17 protein-coding genes are annotated in these 17,781 nt (G+C 76.1%); 14 read left to right on the top strand and 3 right to left on the bottom strand.

Annotated features, from left to right (window positions below):
- Window positions 1–26 precede the first annotated feature (26 nt).
- From FB586_RS10640 to FB586_RS10575, 14 genes are all read left to right on the top strand, one after another.
- On the top strand, window positions 27–842 hold the full coding sequence (locus tag FB586_RS10640) for a siderophore-interacting protein (RefSeq protein ID WP_136519291.1): 816 nt from the start codon (window positions 27–29) through the stop codon (window positions 840–842).
- Between the two features lie 47 nt (window positions 843–889).
- Window positions 890–2,194, top strand: a complete 1,305-nt coding sequence (locus FB586_RS10635; protein WP_136519290.1) for a magnesium transporter MgtE N-terminal domain-containing protein — start codon at window positions 890–892, stop codon at window positions 2,192–2,194.
- On the top strand, window positions 2,187–2,723 hold the full coding sequence (locus tag FB586_RS10630; protein ID WP_136519289.1) for a DUF1003 domain-containing protein: 537 nt from the start codon (window positions 2,187–2,189) through the stop codon (window positions 2,721–2,723). Before FB586_RS10635 ends, FB586_RS10630 begins: the two co-directional genes overlap by 8 nt.
- A gap of 57 nt (window positions 2,724–2,780) precedes the next feature.
- Window positions 2,781–3,953, top strand: a complete 1,173-nt coding sequence (locus FB586_RS10625) for an Mrp/NBP35 family ATP-binding protein (RefSeq protein ID WP_136519288.1) — start codon at window positions 2,781–2,783, stop codon at window positions 3,951–3,953.
- Window positions 3,954–4,045: 92 nt separating this feature from the next.
- Window positions 4,046–4,879 (top strand): DeoR/GlpR family DNA-binding transcription regulator, encoded by an 834-nt coding sequence (locus FB586_RS10620; RefSeq protein ID WP_136519287.1) that lies wholly within the window; start codon window positions 4,046–4,048, stop codon window positions 4,877–4,879.
- Window positions 4,876–6,081 (top strand): galactose-1-phosphate uridylyltransferase, encoded by a 1,206-nt coding sequence (gene galT / locus FB586_RS10615; RefSeq protein WP_136519286.1) that lies wholly within the window; start codon window positions 4,876–4,878, stop codon window positions 6,079–6,081. The genes FB586_RS10620 and galT overlap by 4 nt, the downstream gene beginning before the upstream one ends.
- A 32-nt stretch (window positions 6,082–6,113) precedes the next feature.
- Window positions 6,114–7,370, top strand: a complete 1,257-nt coding sequence (gene galK / locus FB586_RS10610) for a galactokinase (RefSeq protein WP_136519599.1) — start codon at window positions 6,114–6,116, stop codon at window positions 7,368–7,370.
- 233 nt (window positions 7,371–7,603) lie between these two features.
- Window positions 7,604–8,602 (top strand): hypothetical protein, encoded by a 999-nt coding sequence (locus tag FB586_RS10605; RefSeq protein WP_136519285.1) that lies wholly within the window; start codon window positions 7,604–7,606, stop codon window positions 8,600–8,602.
- Window positions 8,603–8,622: 20 nt separating this feature from the next.
- Window positions 8,623–10,248: a hypothetical protein gene (locus FB586_RS10600; protein ID WP_246036689.1), complete on the top strand. Its 1,626-nt coding sequence runs from the start codon at window positions 8,623–8,625 to the stop codon at window positions 10,246–10,248.
- Complete coding sequence (locus tag FB586_RS10595; protein ID WP_136519284.1) at window positions 10,245–10,964, top strand: ABC transporter ATP-binding protein; 720 nt, start codon at window positions 10,245–10,247, stop codon at window positions 10,962–10,964. Before FB586_RS10600 ends, FB586_RS10595 begins: the two co-directional genes overlap by 4 nt.
- The gene (locus tag FB586_RS10590; protein ID WP_136519283.1) at window positions 10,961–12,208 is read left to right on the top strand and encodes an ABC transporter permease; all 1,248 of its coding nucleotides are present in this window, start codon (window positions 10,961–10,963) and stop codon (window positions 12,206–12,208) included. The genes FB586_RS10595 and FB586_RS10590 overlap by 4 nt, the downstream gene beginning before the upstream one ends.
- A 91-nt stretch (window positions 12,209–12,299) precedes the next feature.
- The gene (locus FB586_RS10585) at window positions 12,300–13,328 is read left to right on the top strand and encodes a permuted SH3 domain-containing protein (protein WP_136519282.1); all 1,029 of its coding nucleotides are present in this window, start codon (window positions 12,300–12,302) and stop codon (window positions 13,326–13,328) included.
- A complete protein-coding gene (locus FB586_RS10580; RefSeq protein WP_136519281.1) occupies window positions 13,325–14,122 on the top strand; it encodes an ABC transporter ATP-binding protein in 798 nt (265 codons plus the stop codon). Before FB586_RS10585 ends, FB586_RS10580 begins: the two co-directional genes overlap by 4 nt.
- Window positions 14,119–15,324: an ABC transporter permease gene (locus tag FB586_RS10575; protein ID WP_136519280.1), complete on the top strand. Its 1,206-nt coding sequence runs from the start codon at window positions 14,119–14,121 to the stop codon at window positions 15,322–15,324. Before FB586_RS10580 ends, FB586_RS10575 begins: the two co-directional genes overlap by 4 nt.
- 51 nt (window positions 15,325–15,375) lie before the next feature.
- Here the strand turns inward: FB586_RS10575 and FB586_RS10570 are convergent, their stop codons facing one another.
- The 3 genes from FB586_RS10570 to FB586_RS10560 all read right to left on the bottom strand — a co-directional run bounded on the left by FB586_RS10570 (window position 15,376) and on the right by FB586_RS10560 (window position 17,772).
- The gene (locus FB586_RS10570; protein ID WP_246036688.1) at window positions 15,376–16,188 is read right to left on the bottom strand and encodes an exodeoxyribonuclease III; all 813 of its coding nucleotides are present in this window, start codon (window positions 16,186–16,188) and stop codon (window positions 15,376–15,378) included.
- Window positions 16,189–16,265: 77 nt separating this feature from the next.
- Window positions 16,266–16,745, bottom strand: coding sequence for a VOC family protein (locus tag FB586_RS10565; protein WP_136519278.1), 480 nt, complete (start codon window positions 16,743–16,745; stop codon window positions 16,266–16,268).
- A gap of 145 nt (window positions 16,746–16,890) precedes the next feature.
- Entirely contained in the window at window positions 16,891–17,772 is an 882-nt protein-coding gene (locus FB586_RS10560; protein ID WP_136519277.1) for a bifunctional methylenetetrahydrofolate dehydrogenase/methenyltetrahydrofolate cyclohydrolase, read from the bottom strand.
- Between the last annotated feature and the right edge of the window lie 9 nt (window positions 17,773–17,781).

The raw sequence follows: 17,781 nt of genomic DNA, 5'->3' as shown, positions 1-17,781 counted from the left end.
CACCGGCCCGACGACGAGGACCTCCCGTGACCCGATCCAGCACCCTGCTCAAGCCCGTGGACCAGACCCTCCTGCGCGGCGAGGTGCTCGCCCGCACCCGCGTCACCCCGCACATGCTGCGCGTGACCGTCGGCGGCGGGGAGCTCGGCGACGCGTTCGTGCCGCGCGGCGCCGACCAGTGGTTCCGGCTGTTCGTGCCGCGGCCCGGGCAGGACGCGCTGCACCTGCCGCCGGGCGTCGACCTCAAGGGCTACGCGCGCTACCTGACGATGCCGGAGTCGCGGCGTCCGCTGCTGCGCAACTACACGGTGCGGGCGACCCGGCCCGGGGAGGTGGACATCGACCTGGTGGCGCACGGCGAGCTGCACCCCGGCACGGTCAGCGCGGCCGGCTGGGCGGCGCGCTGCGAGGTCGGCAGCCCGGTCGCGCTGCTCGACGAGGGCACGACGTTCGCCGCGGACGGCACGCACGACTGGACGCTCGTCGTCGCCGAGGAGTCCGGCCTCCCGGCCGCCGCCGGCGTGCTCGCCGCACTCCCCCGGGACGCCCGCGGCCTGGCGTTCCTGGAGGTGCCGACGCGCGAGGACGTCCAGCCGCTCGACGCCCCCGACGGGGTGGAGGTGCGCTGGCTGGTGCGGGACGACCCGCACGCGGTGCCCGGCGCGCTCGCCCTGCGCACCGTGACCGCCGCGACGCTGCCGGCGGGCCGCCCGTACGCGTTCGTGGTCGGCGAGCAGGCCCTGCCGCAGGGCGTGCGCCGCCACCTCGTCGCGCAGGGCGTCGCGAAGACCGACATCGCGTTCTGCGGGTACTGGAAGCACGGCGCCCGGCCGGGTCGCTGACCGGCCGCGACGGGTCGCCGACGCCCCGCCGCACTAGGCTGACGGGCGTGAGCAGCGTCGGGACCAGGGTGTTCGTCGCGCGCCTCGCCGGCACGAAGGTCTTCGACCCCCTCGGGGACGAGGTCGGGCGGGTGCGCGACGTCGTCGTGCTCGTCCGGCTCAAGGGCGCGCCGCGCGCCGTGGGCCTGGTCGTCGAGGTGCCGGGGCGGCGTCGGGTGTTCCTGCCGCTCACGCGCGTGACGAGCATCGACGCCGGCCAGGTCATCTCGACCGGCCTGGTGAACATGCGCCGCTTCGAGCAGCGGGCGTCGGAGACGCTCGTCGTCGGCGAGCTGCTGGACCGCAGGGTCGAGCTGCTCGACGGGTCGGGCTCCGCCCGGGTCGAGGACGTCGCGCTCGAGCAGCAGCGCAGCGGCGACTGGCTGGTCACGCGGGTGTACGTGCGCCGCGCGGACCACCGGGCGGGGCTGCTGCGCCGCCGCGGCGAGACGCTGCTCGTCCCGGTCGAGCAGGTGCAGGGCCTGGGCCGCCCCACCGCGGACCAGGGCGCCGAGCTGCTGCTCGCGCAGTACGAGGACCTCAAGGCCGCCGACCTGGCCGACGTGCTGCACGAGCTCGGCGTGCGGCGCCGCCTCGAGGTCGCCAGCGCCCTGGACGACGAGCGCCTGGCGGACGTCCTCGAGGAGCTGCCGGAGGACGACCAGGTCGCGATCCTGCGTGCGCTCGAGCTGCCGCGCGCGGCCGACGTGCTCGAGGCGATGCAGCCCGACGACGCCGCGGACCTGCTCGGCGGGCTGCCGCAGGAGCAGGCCGCCCAGCTCCTCGAGCTCATGGAGCCGGACGAGGCGAAGGACGTCCGCCGCCTGCTCGCGTACGAGGACAACACCGCAGGCGGCCTCATGACGACCGAGCCGGTCATCCTCGGCCCGGAGACGTCCATCGCGGCGGCGCTCGCGCACGTGCGCCGCCAGGACCTCAACCCGGCGCTCGCGTCGCTGGTGTTCGTCGCGCGCCCGCCGCTGGAGACGCCGACGGGCCGGTTCATCGGGGTCGTGCACCTGCAGCGCATGCTGCGCGAGGCACCGCACGAGTCGATCGGGCAGATCGTCGACACGGACATCGAGCCGGTCGGGGCGGACGCGCCGCTGCTGTCGATCACCCGCCGGCTGGCCACCTACAACCTGCTCGCGCTGCCCGTCGTCGACGAGCAGCGGCGGCTGCTGGGTGCGGTGTCCGTGGACGACGTCCTCGACCACCTGCTCCCGACGGACTGGCGGGAGACCGACGACGAGAACGCGGGACCGCTGAGGCGGCCCACCCCCCTCGTGCGGCGGGGAGGCGGCCGTGGCTGAGCGCCTGGACCAGCCGCGCGAGAGCCGGCGGTCGTTCCTGCCGCGCGTGCAGGTCGGGGAGGACGCGTCGGGCCGGGTCTCCGAGTCCGTCGCCCGCTTCCTGGGCACGCCGCGCTTCATCTTCTACCTGACGGTCTTCTGCGCCGCGTGGATGGCGTGGAACGCGTGGGGCCCCACCGACCTGCAGTTCGACCGCGCCGACTTCGGCTTCACGGCGCTCACCCTGATGCTGTCGCTGCAGGCGTCCTACGCCGCGCCCCTCATCCTGCTCGCGCAGAACCGGCAGGCCGACCGCGACCGCGTGCAGGCGGAGCAGGACCGGCAGCGGGCCGAGCGGAACCTCGCGGACACGGAGTTCCTCGCGCGGGAGATGGCGTCGCTGCGCATCGCGCTGTCGGAGGTCGCGACGCGCGACTTCGTCCGCTCCGAGCTGCGCAACCTGCTGGAGGAGCTGCAGGCCGAGGACGCGGACGGCGACGAGGGCGAACGGTCGCGCGGCGAGGGCGTGCGGCGGCCCGGGGACCGCTGAGGCGCACGGGCCGGTCGTCCCGACCGGGCCCGGGTCCGGCCGACCTACCATGGCGGCATGCCTGCCCCCGTGACGCCCCCGTCCGCCCAGGACGCGCTCCTCGACGCGGTCCGCGGCGCCCTCGCGGGCGTGCAGGACCCGGAGATCCGCCGCCCGATCACGGAGCTCGGGATGGTGCGCTCGGTGCACCTGGAGCCGGTCGCGGGCGGTGACGCGCTCGTCGTCGTCGGGCTGGACCTCACCACCCCGGGCTGCCCGCTCAAGGAGACCCTGACCCGCGACGTCACGGCCGCCGTCCAGCCGCTGGACGGCGTGGCGGGCGTCCGGGTGGACCTCGGCGTCATGACGGCCGAGCAGCGGCAGGCCCTGCGCGCGCAGCTGCGGGGCACGGACGCGGAGCCGCAGATCCCGTTCGCGCAGCCCGGCTCGCTGACGAAGGTCATCGCGGTGGCGTCCGGCAAGGGCGGCGTCGGCAAGTCCTCGGTCACCGCGAACCTGGCGGTCGCGATGGCGGCGGAGGGCCTGCGGGTCGGGGTCGTCGACGCGGACATCTACGGCTTCTCGATCCCGCGCATGCTCGGCGTCGACCGGCCGCCGACGAAGGTCGACGACATGCTGCTGCCGCCGGTGGCGCACGACGTCAAGGTCGTGTCGATCGGCATGTTCGTCCCCGCCGGGCAGCCGGTGGTGTGGCGGGGCCCGATGCTGCACCGCGCGCTGCAGCAGTTCCTCGCGGACGTGTTCTGGGGCGACCTGGACGTCCTGCTGCTCGACCTGCCGCCGGGGACGGGTGACATCGCGATCTCGGTGGCGCAGCTGCTGCCGGGCTCGGAGATCGTCGTGGTGACGACCCCGCAGGTCGCGGCGGCGGAGGTCGCGGAGCGCGCCGGCTCGGTGGCGGTGCAGACGCGCCAGCGCGTCGTCGGGGTCGTCGAGAACATGGCGTGGCTGACGCAGCCCGACGGGTCGCGCCTGGAGCTGTTCGGCTCCGGCGGCGGCGCGCGCGTGGCGGAGAACCTCACGCGCCTGACGGGCACGGACGTGCCGCTGCTGGGGCAGGTGCCCCTGGACGTGCGCCTGCGCGAGGCCGGCGACACGGGGACCCCCGTGGTCCTCGCGGACCCGGACTCCGACGGCGCCCAGGCCCTGCGCGCGGTGGCGCGCACGCTCGCAGCGCGTCCGCGCAACCTCGCGGGGCGTCCGCTGGGGCTCTCGCCGGTCGGGCGCTGACGCCCGGCCGGTGCCTCGCGGCGCCGGCGCAGCCCGACGCGCACCCCGCGGACCTGTTGGTTTCTGTTCGGTCCTGATGGATACTGTTCACCATGCTCGCGTCGCAGCGTCAGGAACGGATCCTCGCCCGGGTCCGCACGCACGGCGCCGTCCGCGTGGCCGACCTCGTCGCCCAGCTCGACGTCTCCGACATGACCGTCCGGCGGGACATCGCCGAGCTCGCCCGCGCGGGCCTCGTGCGGCGTGTGCACGGCGGCGCGGTCGCCGCCGACACGCCCGCCCGCTCCACCGACGAGCCCGGCTTCGAGGCCAAGCGCGCGTGGGCCGGGCCGGAGAAGGAGGCGGTCGCCGCCGCCGCGCTCGCCGACGTCGAGCCCGGCCAGGCGATCGCGCTGTCCGCCGGCAGCACGACGTGGCTGCTCGCCACCGCGATCGCGCAGGACGCGTCCCTGCGCCCGCTGACCGTCGTCACCAACGGCCTGCGCGTGGCCGACGCGCTGCACGCGGCCGGTGACGACGGCCTCGAGGTCGTGCTCACCGGCGGCACCCGCACGCCGTCGGACGCCCTCGTCGGCCCGGTCGCCGACGCCACCCTCGCCGACCTGCGCGTGGACCGCACCTTCCTCGGCGTGCACGGCCTCGACGCGGACGGCGCCACGACCCCCAACCTGGCGGAGGCCGCGACGGACCGCGCGCTCGTGCGGGCGGCGGCCGCCACCACGGTGCTGGCGGACCACACCAAGTGGGGCACCGTCGGCCTCGCCCGCATCTGCGGCTACGACGACGTCGACACGCTCGTGACGGATGCCGGCCTGGCGCCCGAGGCGCGCGAGCACCTGTCCGCCGCCGTCGACCGTCTCGTCGTCGCCCCCGTCCCCCACGCCGCCCCGTCCGGCGCCGAACCCACCCCCGGAGCCCAGCCGTGACCACCGCACCGCAGACCGACCCGGTCGCCCGCGTCCGCCGCACCAGCACGCGCCTGGCCGACGGGCGCGAGCTCATCTACTTCGACGACTCCGAGCCGTACGTGTCCGGCGCCGCGACGCGCCGCCTCGACGACCCGCGCCCGCTGCCCGACCGGTTCGCGCCGGTGCCGGGCCCCGACGGCACGCCGCAGCCCGTGACCGGTCCGGAGCTGCGGCGCGACCCGCTCACCGGCGAGTGGATCCCCATGGCGGCGCACCGCATGAACCGCACGTTCCTGCCACCCGCGGACGCGAACCCGCTCGCTCCCGCCAAGCCCGGCGCGACGTACCAGGACGGCGAGATCCCGGACACCGACTACGACGTCGTCGTGTTCGAGAACCGCTTCCCCTCCCTGCTCGCGGTGCCCGGCCTGGACGACACCACCGAGGACGTCGACGGCGAGGCGCTGTGGCGCCGGCGGCCGGCGGCCGGGCGGTGCGAGGTCATCTGCTTCTCGTCCGACCCGACCGCGTCGCTGTCGAGCGTCACGCCGCACCGCATGCGCACGATCGTCGAGGCGTGGGTCGACCGCACGCAGGCGCTGTCCGCGCTGCCGGGCATAGAGCAGGTCTTCTGCTTCGAGAACCGCGGCAAGGAGATCGGCGTGACGCTGCACCACCCGCACGGGCAGATCTACGCGTTCCCGTACGTCACCCCGCGGACGCGCTCGATGCTCGTGCAGGCGCAGGAGCACGCCGAGGGCACGGGGCGCCTGCTCGGCCGCGACGTCCTCGACGCCGAGCTGCGCCACGGCGAGCGCGTCGTGCTGGAGTCCGAGCACTGGGTGGCGTACGTGCCGTTCGCGGCGCGCTGGCCCGTCGAGGTGCACCTCGCCCCCCGCCGCGACGTGCCGGACCTGCCTGCGCTGACCGACGCGGAGCGGGCGGACCTGGCGGTCACGTACCTGACCCTGCTGCGCCGCCTCGACCAGTTCTTCGTCGACGGCGACGGCGCGGCGATCCCGCTGCCGTACATCTCCGGCTGGCACCAGGCCCCGGTGCACGAGGGGCGGGACGTCTCCCGCCTGCACCTGCAGGTGTTCTCGGTCCTGCGCGCCCCCGGCAAGCTGAAGTACCTCGCCGGCGTCGAGTCCGGCATGGGCGCCTGGATCTCCGACACGACGCCCGAGCGCATCGCCCGCCGCCTGCAGGAGCTGGCGTGAGCACCGACCCGACCCCCGCACCGGAGCCCGCCATGACGACCGACGCCCCCGCCCCCCAGCCCACCTGGACCCCCGCCTGGGACCGCGCCGAGGGCGAGGAGCGCGCCCGCGCGCTGTTCACCGCGACGTTCGACGCCCGGCCCGACGGGGTCTGGTCCGCACCGGGCCGCGTCAACCTCATCGGCGAGCACACCGACTACAACGGCGGGCTCGCGCTGCCGATCGCACTGCCGCACCGCACCTACGCGGCCGTGGCGCGACGGGACGACGACCTCGTGCGGCTCGTCTCGGCCCAGGAGCCCTCGGGCGTGCGCGAGGTGCGCCTGGCCGACGTGGCACCCGGCACGGTGGACGGCTGGGCCGCCTACGTCGTGGGCGTCGCGTGGGCGCTGCGCGAGGCCAGGCACGCCGTCGGCGGGTTCGACCTGGCGATCGACTCGTGCGTGCCGTTCGGGGCCGGCCTGTCCTCCTCCGCCGCGCTGGAAGCGGCCGTCGCGGTCGCGCTCGACGCGGTGTACGCGGTGGGGCTCGCGGGCGCGGTCGTCGACGGGGCGGCGGACGACGACGCCGGGCGTGCCACGCTCGCCGGGCTGTGCGTGCGTGCGGAGAACGAGATGGCCGGCGCCCCCACCGGCGGCATGGACCAGGCCGCCTCGCTGCGCGCCCGCGGCGGTCACGCCCTCCTGCTCGACTGCCGCGACGGCGCCGTGCGGCACGTCCCGTTCGACCTGACCGGGCACGGGCTCGCGCTGCTGGTCGTCGACACGCGCGCGCCGCACTCGCACGTGGACGGCGAGTACGCGCAGCGGCGGGCGGCGTGCGACCGGGCGGCAGACCTGCTCGGCGTGCCCGACCTGCGCGAGGTGGCGCAGGACGCGGACCGCCGCGCGCAGGCCGAGGCCGTGCTGGCCCCGGAGGCGGACGGGGACGTGCTGGTGCGCCGCGTGCGGCACGTGGTCACCGAGATCGACCGGGTGACCGAGTTCGTCACCCGGCTGGAGGACGGCGACGTGCACGGCGTCGGGCCGGTCATGGACGCCTCGCACGCGTCCCTGCGCGACGACTACGAGGTGTCCTGCCGGGAGCTCGACGTGGCGGTCGACGCCGCGCGGGCGGCCGGCGCGCTCGGCGCACGCATGACCGGCGGCGGCTTCGGCGGCTCGGCGATCGCCCTCGTCCCGGCCGACGCGGTCGAGCACGTCGCGGAGGCGGTCGCGGCGGCCTTCGCCCGCGAGGGGCTGCGCGCGCCGGCGTTCGCCGAGGCGGTGGCGGCTCCCCCCGCGGGCTGACGGCGGGGCGGGGCAGGGCGGCGGGCAGGACGGGCGGCGGGCAGGGCGAGCGGCGGGGCAGGGCCGCGGGCGCGCGCCTCACCTGCGACGACGGGTCGAGGTCACGACTGCGCAACTCATCCCGGGGACGGACCCGCGGCGCAGGCGGCCTTGGCTAGGGTCCTCGATGACCCCAGTCGTCCGGATTCGTGACGACTCGCTCTTTTCCCCTGGTGCCGCCGAAAGGGCTCGTCATGCGCTCGAACCTCCCTGCCTCCGTCGGCGCCCTCGCCGGTGCCGTCGCCCTGCTCCTCACCGGCTGCACGGGAGGTGACGGCGGCGGTGGCGGGAACGGCCCCTCGGACACCGAGACGGGCCCGCTCACCGCCTTCTTCGAGCGCGTCGGCGGGAGCATGGACTCCGAGGACTCCCAGGCCCAGCAGCGCCGGGTCGAGGAGGCCGTCGCGGCGTGCATGGCGGACGAGGGCTTCGAGTACACGCCGGTCGAGCCGATGGACTCCGGCCCGATGCCCGGCGACGGGGACGTGCCCGCCTGGGACACGCTCGAGTTCGCGAAGACCTACGGGTACGGCGCCACCACCGGCGACGAGTTGTGGGGCGGGGGCGAGGAGTGGGTCGACCCGAACCAGGAGTACGTCGAGGCGATGTCCGAGAGCGAGCAGCAGGCGTACTGGACGGCGTTGTACGGCGAGATGGTCGAGGACCCTGAGGACCCCGAGGTCGAGGTGCAGTCCCCGGACTGGACCGAGCAGGGCTGCACGGGTGCGGCGTCGCACGAGGTGAGCACCGCCACCCGGGTGTGGGAGGACCCGGGCGTCCAGGAGGCCATGGACGAGATGACCCGGGAGTACGAGACCCTCGCCGACGACGAGGACGTGCGCGCGGCCACCGAGGAGTGGGCGGCGTGCCTGGGCGAGGCCGGCTACGACTTCGCGAGCCCGCAGGACGCCCAGAACAGCATCTTCGAGGAGTACAACACCGTGATGGGCTTCTCGGCGGAGCCCCCGGCCGAGGGCGAGGCGCCGCCGGAGCCCGACCAGGCCGCCCTCGACGCGCTGCGGGAGAAGGAGATCGCGCTCGCCACGGCCGACCGCACCTGCCAGGAGGAGACGGGCTTCGCCCGCGCCCAGCAGGCGGCGCAGGTCGCCATGGAGGAGCGGCTGTGGGAGAAGTACGGCGAGCAGCTCGAGGCCGCCGCGCAGGAGCACGGCGTCGCCGCCGACGGGGAGTGACGGGGGGCGTGGAGGCGCACGTGAGCGGCGGGCGCCGCACGATCGTCGCGATGGCCGTCGTGGCCGTGCTCTGCCTGGTGGCGGGCGTGGTGCTGTCGCGGCTCATCGTGTCGCCGGGCGCCGCGGCGGCCGACGCCGCACCGCCCAGCGCGGGGCCGGTCACGGTGCCGGTGGAGCGACGGGTCATCGCCAACGAGGTGGTCCTGCGGGGCGACGTCGGCTACGACGACCCGGTGGAGCTGCGCGTCGAGACGGGCGGCACCGAGGGCGGTCCCGCGGTGGTGACCGGCCAGGTCAAGGAGGTCGGCGCCACCCTCGACGCCGCGGCGGTCGCGCTCGAGGTCGTCGGCCGGCCCGTCATCGTCCTGCCGGGCGAGCTGCCGACGTACCGGTCCCTGCGCGTCGGGGTGTCCGGGCCCGACGTGCAGCAGCTGCGCACCGCGCTGCGGGCGCTGGGCATCGACGCGGGCGACCCCGCAGACGCGACGTACGACGCGGCCGCGGCCGCCGGGGTGCGCGCCCTGTACCAGCGCGTCGGGTACGCGGCGCCCACCGCGGGCGACGAGGCGACCGAGGCCGTGGCGAGCGCCCGCGAGGCGGTGACCACCGCGCAGGAGGCCGTCCGGTCGGCGCAGGCCGCCCTGGCCTCGGCGGGGGCGCGCGAGGGCGGTGCGTCCGTGACCGAGCTCGACGGCGCCGTCCGGGTCGCCGAGGCGCGCGTGGCCTTCCTGGCCGCCCAGTGCGTCCTGCCCGCGGACCAGCGCGACCCCTCGGCCGCCGACTGCTCCCCGCCCGCCGTGGTCGAGGCCGACGCCGCTCTGCAGACCGCCCGCGCGGCGCGCACGGCGGCCGACGCCCCCGTGGACACGGCCGCCGAGCGCGGCGCCGTCCGCGCCGCCCAGGACCAGCTCGCGGCGGCGCGCACCGCGCTCACCGAGGCCGAGGCGGACACCCTCACGCCGCTGCCCGCCGCCGAGGTCGTCTACCTGCCGTCGCTGCCCCGGCGCGTCGACGCCGTCGAGGTGCGCCGCGGCGGCACCGTGTCGGGGCCGTTCATGACGGTGTCGGGCGCTACCGTGCAGGTGACGGCGACGGCGAGCCGCGCGGACGCCGAGCTCCTCACCCCCGGGACGACGGGCACGATCACCGTGGACGACGAGGAGGTCCCGGTCACCGTCGCGGAGGTGACGGACGGGCGGGCCGGCGCCGGCACGTCCTCCGCCGAGGGCGGTGGTGCCGACGCCGCGGGTGCCGGCCAGGAGGCCGAGGGCGAGGGCGGCGACGCGCAGGCGTCCGGCGACCGCCGCACGGTCACCTTCTCCGTCGGGGCGGCCACGCCCGAGCAGATCGCCGCCCTGCAGGGGACGAACGTGCGGGTGCGGGTGCCGGTCAGCTCGACGGACGGCGAGGTCCTCGCCGTGCCGCTGGCCGCCCTCACCGCCGGACCGGGCGGCGAGAGCCGCGTCGAGGTCGCCGACGGGACGGGGTCGACCCGGCTCGTCGAGGTGACGACCGGGCTCGCGGCCGAGGGCTTCGTCGAGATCACCGGCTCCGACGAGCCGCTCGAGGCGGGCGACCTGGTCGTGGTCGGGGCGGCCGGCACCGACGACGAGGCCCCGGCCGACGACGCGACGGAGGACGCGTGACGGTCCTGGACCTGCTCGGCGCCGCCGAGGAGGTCCACGACCGCGCACCGGTCGTCGAGCTGCGCGGCGTGACCCGGCAGTTCCCCGGCGACCCGCCCGTGCACGCGCTGCACCCGACGGACCTGACCGTCCGGGCCGGCGAGTACCTCTCCGTGGTGGGCCCGTCCGGCTCGGGCAAGTCGACGCTCCTGCACCTGCTGGGCCTGCTCGACAGCCCGACGGACGGCGAGTACCTGCTGGACGGGCGCCCCACCTCGGGCGCCGGGGAGCGCGAGCGTGCCGCGCTGCGGGCCACCCGCATCGGCTTCGTCTTCCAGGCCTTCCACCTGCTCCCCCACCGCACCGTGCTGGAGAACGTGCTGCTCGCCACCGTCTACAGCGGGGTGCCGCGGGCCGAGCGCCGCGAGCGGGCCGTCGCCGCGCTCGAGCGGGTCGGGCTCGCGCACCGTCTGGACTTCCTGCCGACGGTCCTGTCCGGCGGCGAGCGCCAGCGCACCGCCGTGGCGCGGGCCGTCGTGGCGCGGCCGGCGGTCCTGCTCGCCGACGAGCCGACGGGCAACCTCGACTCCGCGAGCTCCGAGAGCGTGCTCGCCCTCTTCGACGAGCTGCACGCCGAGGGCCTGACGCTCCTGGTCATCACCCACGACGACGAGGTGTCGGCGCGCGCCCAGCGTCGCGTCCGCATCGCCGACGGACGCCTGCAGGAGATCGCGTGACCGCGGTGACCGACCGGGTCGCGCCGGGCGACCGGTACGGCGTGCGCGACCTCCTCGCGGAGGCGGCCGCGGGCGTGGGGGCGCGCCCCGGGCGGCTCCTGCTGACGATCCTCGGGACGGTGCTCGGGATCGCGTCGGTCGTGGTGACGGTCGGCCTCGCGCAGACCGCCGCCGTGCAGATCAACCAGCAGTTCGACGCGGTGGCCGCGACGCAGGCCGTCGCGTCGGCCGCGACGAGCCCGGGCCGCGACGGCCAGGAGCGGGCGCTCGCGCGGCTGCCGTGGGACGCCGCCGAGCGCGCGGAGCGGATCGCGGGCGTCGAGGCCGCCGCGCTGGTGTCGGAGGTCGACCTCGCAGGTGCCGACGTCTCGGCCGTGCCGGTGCACGACCCGTCCGCGCCGCGCACGTCCGCCCCGCCCGTGCTGGCCGCCGGTCCCCACGCGCTCGAGGCCCTGCAGGGGCGCCTGCAGCAGGGCCGCTGGTTCGACGCCGGGCACGACGCGCGCGGCGACCGGGTCGCGGTGCTCGGTGCCGACGCCGCCCGCCGGCTCGGCGTGCAACGGGTCGACCGGCAGCCGTCGGTGTTCGTCGGCGACCGCGCGTACCAGGTCGTCGGCATCGTGGACGACGTCGCGCGGCGCACCGACCTCCTCGGCGCGGTGATCCTGCCGACGGGGACGGCGCGCGCCGACCTCGGTCTCGCCGCCGCCGACGAGCTGCACCTGCACGTCGCGATCGGCTCCGGCCCGGTCGTCGGCGAGCAGCTGCCGCTCGCGCTGGACCCGAACGAGCCCGACACGTTCACGGTGGGCGTGCCCCCGACCACGTCCCGCGTGCGGGACAGCGTGCAGGCGGACGTCAGCACGATCTTCCTCGCGCTCGGCGGCGTCGCCCTGCTCGTCGGCGGCGTCGGCATCGCGAACGTGACGCTGCTGTCTGTGCTGGAGCGCGTCGGGGAGATCGGGCTGCGGCGCGCCCTGGGCGCGACGCGTCGGCAGATCGCGGCGCAGTTCGTGGTCGAGTCCGTCGTGATCGGGCTGCTCGGCGGCCTGGTCGGGGCCGCGCTCGGTGTCGCCGTCGTCGTGGTCGTGTCCGCGGCGCAGTCCTGGACGCCGATCCTCGAGCTGGGCATGGTCGGGCTGGCCGTGCTCGCCGGCGGTGGGATCGGCCTGCTCGCGGGCCTGTACCCCGCGCTCAAGGCGGCGTCGGTCGAGCCGATCGCCGCTCTGCGCGGCGGCGTCTGACCCCCGTGCCCCCTCGTCCCGCCGGGCTCCGCGTCCCGGCACCGCCCCCGGCGACCGACCGGTCGCCGTCCCGTCGTCGTGAGGAGCCCCCGTGGTCCGCCGCCACGTCTTCCCCGCCCTGCGCCTGATCGTGTGGGCGGTGATCGCGGTGGCCCTGGTGAAGCTCGCCTTCGCCGGCACCGACGTGACCGCCCAGGCCACCGGCGCCCAGCCGACCGGCACCGTCACCGACCGGACGGTCGAGGTCACGACCGGCACGGTGACGAACGCCGTGACCGTGCGCGGCTCGGTGGTCGCCGACCCGTCGGTGCCCGTCCGCGCGACCCTCGCCGGCACCGTCTCCAAGGTGCTCGCCACGGAGGGGCAGCGGGTCGAGGCCGGCACCCCCCTCCTGGAGGTGCGGCAGGAGACGCCCCAGGAGCCGCTGACGCGCACCGACCCGACCACGGGCGAGACCACGGTCACCGAGCGCAGGCCCAAGGTCGTCGTGGAGCAGGTGACGGCGCCGGTCGCGGGGACCCTCACCCTGCCGACGCTGAAGGACCAGGTCGTCGCCGTCGGCGACACCGTCGGGCAGGTCGCACCGGGCACCCTCTCCGTGTCCGGGACGCTGACGCCCGACCAGCAGTACCGGCTCGTCGGCGCGCCCGCGGAGGCGACGGTGACGCTCAAGGGCGGCCCCGCGCCGTTCACGTGCACCGGGGTGCGGATCGGTGCCGCAGCGGGGGCCCCCGGGGCCGAGCCGGAGCCCGCCGCCGAGGAGGGCGCGCCGGCCTCCGGCACCCTCACGTGCGCGGTGCCCGGCGAGGTCACGGCGTTCCCCGGCCTCGGCGCGGACCTCGAGATCGTCAACGGCACCGCCGCGGACGCGCTCGTCGTCCCGGTCACGGCGGTGCAGGGCACGGTCCAGCGGGGCAACGTCTGGGTCGTCGCGGAGGAGGGCGCCGAGCCGGAGGAGCGGGCCGTCGGCCTCGGGCTCACCGACGGCGAGGTCGTCCAGGTCACCGAGGGCCTCGCGCTCGGCGACCTCGTGCTCGAGTTCATCCCCGTGCCCGGCGGCGCCGGCGAGGTGGACTGCGACGACCCGGCCCAGTACGACCCGGCGGTGTGCGGCGGATGAGCATGCTCGAGCTCCGCGACGTGACGCGGGACGTCCTGCTGCCGGACGACCGCGTGCTGCACATCCTGCGCGGGGTGACGCTGAGCGTCGCCGCCGGCGAGCACGTGGCCGTCGTGGGCAGGTCGGGGACGGGCAAGTCCACGCTGCTCAACATCCTCGGCCTGCTCGACGGGCCCACGTCGGGCGAGTACCTGCTCGAGGGGACGCCGGTCACGGCGCTGTCGAACCGTCGCCGCACGCGCCTGCGGGGGCGGGACTTCGGGTTCGTGTTCCAGCAGTTCCAGCTCCTGCCGGGCCGCACCGCGCTCGAGAACGTCACCGCGCCGCTGCTCTACGCGAGCGGGCGGCAGTTCTGGCGCCGGCGCGACCTGGCCGCGGCGATGCTCGACCGCGTCGGCCTCGGCGACCGGCTGGACACGATGCCGGACAAGCTCTCCGGCGGGGAGCAGCAGCGCGTCGCCGTGGCGCGGGCCCTGGTCCGCGGGCCGCGGGTCATCCTCGCGGACGAGCCCACCGGTGCCCTCGACGTCGAGACCGGGCAGCAGATCATGGACCTGCTCGACGACGTCGCCTCCGAGACGGGGGCGGCGCTGGTCACGATCACGCACGACCTGGCGGTCGCGGCCCGCGCGCAGCGGCACTACCGCCTCGCGGAGGGGGTGCTCGTGCCCGTCGACGTGGGCACGGGCGCACGCGTGGCCGACTGGGTGGGCGACGTGCCGACGCACCTGCCCGCGGCCCGCGCCGACGTCCCCGAGCTCGGCCCGTCGGTGCCCGCGGCGGTCCAGCCGTGACCGGGTTCGTCGGCGCGCTCGTCGAGGCGTGGGACGAGCTGCGGATCCACAAGCTGCGGGTGCTGCTCGCGCTCATCGGCGTGGCCGTCGCGGTCGCCGCGATCACCGGCGTGACCGCCGCGGTGCAGATGCTGTCGCAGGCGTACCAGGAGCAGTTCGACCGGGACATGGGCCGCCAGGTGACGGTGGCCGTCGACGCGTGGGCGCAGGGCGAGCAGTCGGCGCCGCCGGCGGCGCTCGCGACCGAGTACGCGCGCGTGCTGGAGCGCTACGACATCACGTGGGCGAGCCGGGACCTGGCGACGCAGGTCCCGTTCCGGTTCCCCGACGGGACCCGCCCCACCGAGGTCCGTGCCGTCGACCCCGACCTGGGCACGATGCAGCGGATCCAGGTGGTCGAGGGCCGGTGGTTCGACGACGCCGACGTCGACGCGCTCGCGCCCCTGCTGGTGGTGAACCGCGCGTTCCTCGACCGGTTGGGGGCGAGTGACCTCTCCGAGCCGCTGACGGTCCAGCTGGGCGACGTCACGCCCGTGCGCAGCCGTGTCGTCGGCCTGGTGGAGGACCGCTGGCGGGGGGCCCCGCCCGAGGCCTACGTCCTCTACGACCAGCTCACCCGCTGGTACACGCCGGACGCGGCGGCGGGCTTCTACCAGCCGGCGCCCACGCTGAAGATGTGGGTGCCGCCGGAGATCGTCGACGACCTCACCCCCCGCCTGCGCAGCGAGATCGGCGCGGCCGTGCCGGGCTGGGAGGTCGGCACGTACGACAACCGCAGCACCGGCGGCGCCGCGCTCGACGGCGCGACGCGGTGGGTGGCGCTCGGGGTGGGCGCCTTCGCCCTGCTGCTCGGCGGGCTGGGCCTGGTGAACATCGCCCTCGTGACGGTCCGGTACCGCATCCGCGAGATCGGGATCCGTCGGTCGTTCGGGGCGACGTCGGGACGCGTGTTCGTCGGCGTCCTGCTGGAGTCGGTGGTGGCCACCGTCGTGGCGGGCCTGGTCGGGGTCGTGCTGGCGGTCGCGGCGGTCAAGGCGATCCCCGCCGACGTGATGTTCGGCGGCCTGCAGGACCGCCCGCCGTTCCCGGTGTCCGCGGCGCTGATCGGCATGGCGTGCGCGACGGGCGTGGGGGCGCTGGCCGGGATCCTGCCCGCGACCGTCGCCGTGCGGGTCAAGGTCATCGACGCGATCCGGTACTGACGCCGGTCCGCGGGCGGGGGTGGGACGCGCGGCGCCCCACCCCCGCCCGCGTCAGAGGTCGTACTCGACGACGAGCGGCGCGTGGTCGCTGAACCGCGCGTCGTAGGTCGCAGCGCGGTCGACGGTCGCCGTCCGCGCGAGCGACGCCAGGGCGGGCGTGGCGATCTGGTAGTCGATGCGCCACCCGGCGTCGTTGTCGAACGCCTTCCCGCGCCACGACCACCACGTGTAGGGCCCGGGGCCGGGGCCACCGAGGTCGCGGCCGAGGTCGCGCCAGCCGAGCTCGTCGAACCACCGGTCCAGGTAGGCCCGCTCCTGCGGCAGGAACCCCGCCTTCGTCAGGTTGCCCTTCCAGTTCTTGATGTCGACCTCGCGGTGGGCGATGTTCACGTCGCCCGCGACGACGACCCGCCGGTCGTCCTGCTGCAGCTCGCGCATCCGCGCCGTGACCCGCTCGAGGAACGCGTACTTCTCGTCGAGGGAGGGCGTGCCGGCGGTGGCGGAGTGGATGTACGCCGACACCACGGTGACCGCCCGCGCGGGCCGGTCGCCCTCGGCGGGCAGCTCGAGGTCCGCCTCGACCCAGCGGCCGGAGTCGCCCGTCACACCCGTCCCCAGGCCGATGCGCACGGCCGTCATCGGCACGCGGGACGCGATCGCGACGCCGGCGCGGCCCTTGGCCTCGGCGGCCTCGTGCGCGAGGTCCCACGCGTCGGCGGGCAGGTGGTCGGCGAGGATCTCGTCCGATCCGCGGACCTCCTGCAGCAGCAGCACGTCCGGCTTGCGGACGTCGAGCCACTCCTGCATGCCCCGGCGGAAGGCGGCGCGGATCCCGTTGACGTTGACGGAGGCGACGGTCAGCACGCGTGCCATCCTCCCCCACCGCACCGACAGGCCCGACCGCCGGCCGTCCCCTGCGCGGCCGGCGGTCGCGGGCTGCGTCACTCCCCGGCGTAGGCGGCCTCCAGCGGGGCGATCTCGAGCCTCGTCATCGTCAGCATGACCTTGGTCGCCCGGGCGACGCCCTCGGCGTCGGGCCGCGTCATGATGTCGTCCAGCACCTTCGGGACGACCTGCCAGGACACCCCGAAGCGGTCCTTGAGCCAGCCGCACTGACTGGGCTCGCCGCCGCCGGCCTGCAGCGCCTCCCAGTAGTGGTCGACCTCCTCCTGGGTGTCGACCGACAGGTAGAACGAGAACGCCTCGTCGAGGCGGAACTCGGGCCCGGCCGTGAGGATCGTCACGGCGTGGCCGTCGAGCTCCATCTCGACGATGAAGGGCACGCCCTCGGGGACGTCGGGGACGCCGGGCGGTGAGGTGACGACCGACGTGATGCGCGAGTTCGGCACCACGGAGGCGTAGAACTGCGCGGCCTCGTGCCCGCGCTCGGGGAACCACAGGTGCGTGCGGACCATGCCCATCGTCGTGCTCCTTCGGGTGCGTGCGGAGGTTCACGTGGGCAGACCCGCGGGGCCGCGCGAAGTCATCGGCGCACGACGACGAGGGCCCACGACGACGAGGGGCCCCGGACGCGTGCGCACCCGGGGCCCCTCGTCACGACGGCGCTCAGCCGGCGAGCCGCTCCGCGGTCTCCACGACGTTCGCCAGCAGCATCGCGCGGGTCATCGGCCCGACGCCGCCGGGGTTCGGCGACACCCAGGAGGCGACGTCCCACACGCCCGGGTCGACGTCCCCCACGACGCGGCTCTTGCCGGTCTCGGCGTCGACCGCCCGCGAGACACCGACGTCGACGACCACGGCGCCCGGCTTGACGAGGTCCGCCGTGACGATGCCCGGCACGCCGGCCGCCGCGATGACGACGTCCGCGTGGCGGGTGTGCTCGGCGAGGTCCACCGTGCCGGTGTGCGTCAGCGTCACCGTGGCGTTGATCTCCCGGCGGGTGAGCAGCAGTCCGATCGACCGGCCCACCGTCACGCCGCGCCCCACGACCACGACGTCCGCGCCCTTGAGCTCGACGCCGTGCCGGCGCAGCAGCTCGACGATGCCGGCCGGCGTGCAGGGCAGCGGCGAGGTGACCGGCTCGTTGACGCGCAGGACGAGGCGCCCGAGGTTCGTCGGGTGCAGGCCGTCGGCGTCCTTCGCCGGGTCGATCAGCTCGAGCACGCGGTGCGTGTCGATGCCGGCCGGCAGCGGCAGCTGCACGATGAACCCGGTGCAGGCCGGGTCCTCGTTGAGCCGGCGGACCGCCGCCTCGATGTCCTCCTGGGAGGCGTCGGCCGGCAGGTCCTCGCGGAGGGAGGCGATGCCGACCTCCGCGCAGTCCTTGTGCTTGCCCGCGACGTACCAGCGCGAGCCGGGGTCGTCGCCGACGAGCAGCGTGCCGAGGCCGGGCACGACGCCGCGGTCCGCGAGGGCCGCGACGCGCTGCGTCAGCTCGGCCTTGATCGCGGCCGCCGTCGCGGTCCCGTCGAGCTTCTGGGCCGTCATGTGCGCTCC

Source organism: Cellulomonas telluris (assembly GCF_004886325.1).
GTDB classification, from domain to species: domain Bacteria; phylum Actinomycetota; class Actinomycetes; order Actinomycetales; family Cellulomonadaceae; genus Cellulomonas; species Cellulomonas telluris.
Note: the sequence above shows the minus strand (reverse complement) of the source record. Positions and strands in the feature narration are given on the sequence as shown.

What these genes read in the sequence shown, in the direction of transcription:
- FB586_RS10625 (WP_136519288.1), top strand. Translation starts at nt 2,781, where the DNA reads ATGCCTGCCCCCGTGACGCCCCCGTCCGCCCAGGACGCGCTCCTCGAC.
- FB586_RS10620 (WP_136519287.1), top strand. Translation starts at nt 4,046, where the DNA reads ATGCTCGCGTCGCAGCGTCAGGAACGGATCCTCGCCCGGGTCCGCACG.
- galK (WP_136519599.1), top strand. Translation starts at nt 6,114, where the DNA reads ATGACGACCGACGCCCCCGCCCCCCAGCCCACCTGGACCCCCGCCTGG.
- FB586_RS10605 (WP_136519285.1), top strand. Translation starts at nt 7,604, where the DNA reads ATGCGCTCGAACCTCCCTGCCTCCGTCGGCGCCCTCGCCGGTGCCGTC.
- FB586_RS10580 (WP_136519281.1), top strand. Translation starts at nt 13,325, where the DNA reads ATGAGCATGCTCGAGCTCCGCGACGTGACGCGGGACGTCCTGCTGCCG.
- FB586_RS10565 (WP_136519278.1), bottom strand. Translation starts at nt 16,745, where the DNA reads ATGGGCATGGTCCGCACGCACCTGTGGTTCCCCGAGCGCGGGCACGAG.
- FB586_RS10560 (WP_136519277.1), bottom strand. Translation starts at nt 17,772, where the DNA reads ATGACGGCCCAGAAGCTCGACGGGACCGCGACGGCGGCCGCGATCAAG.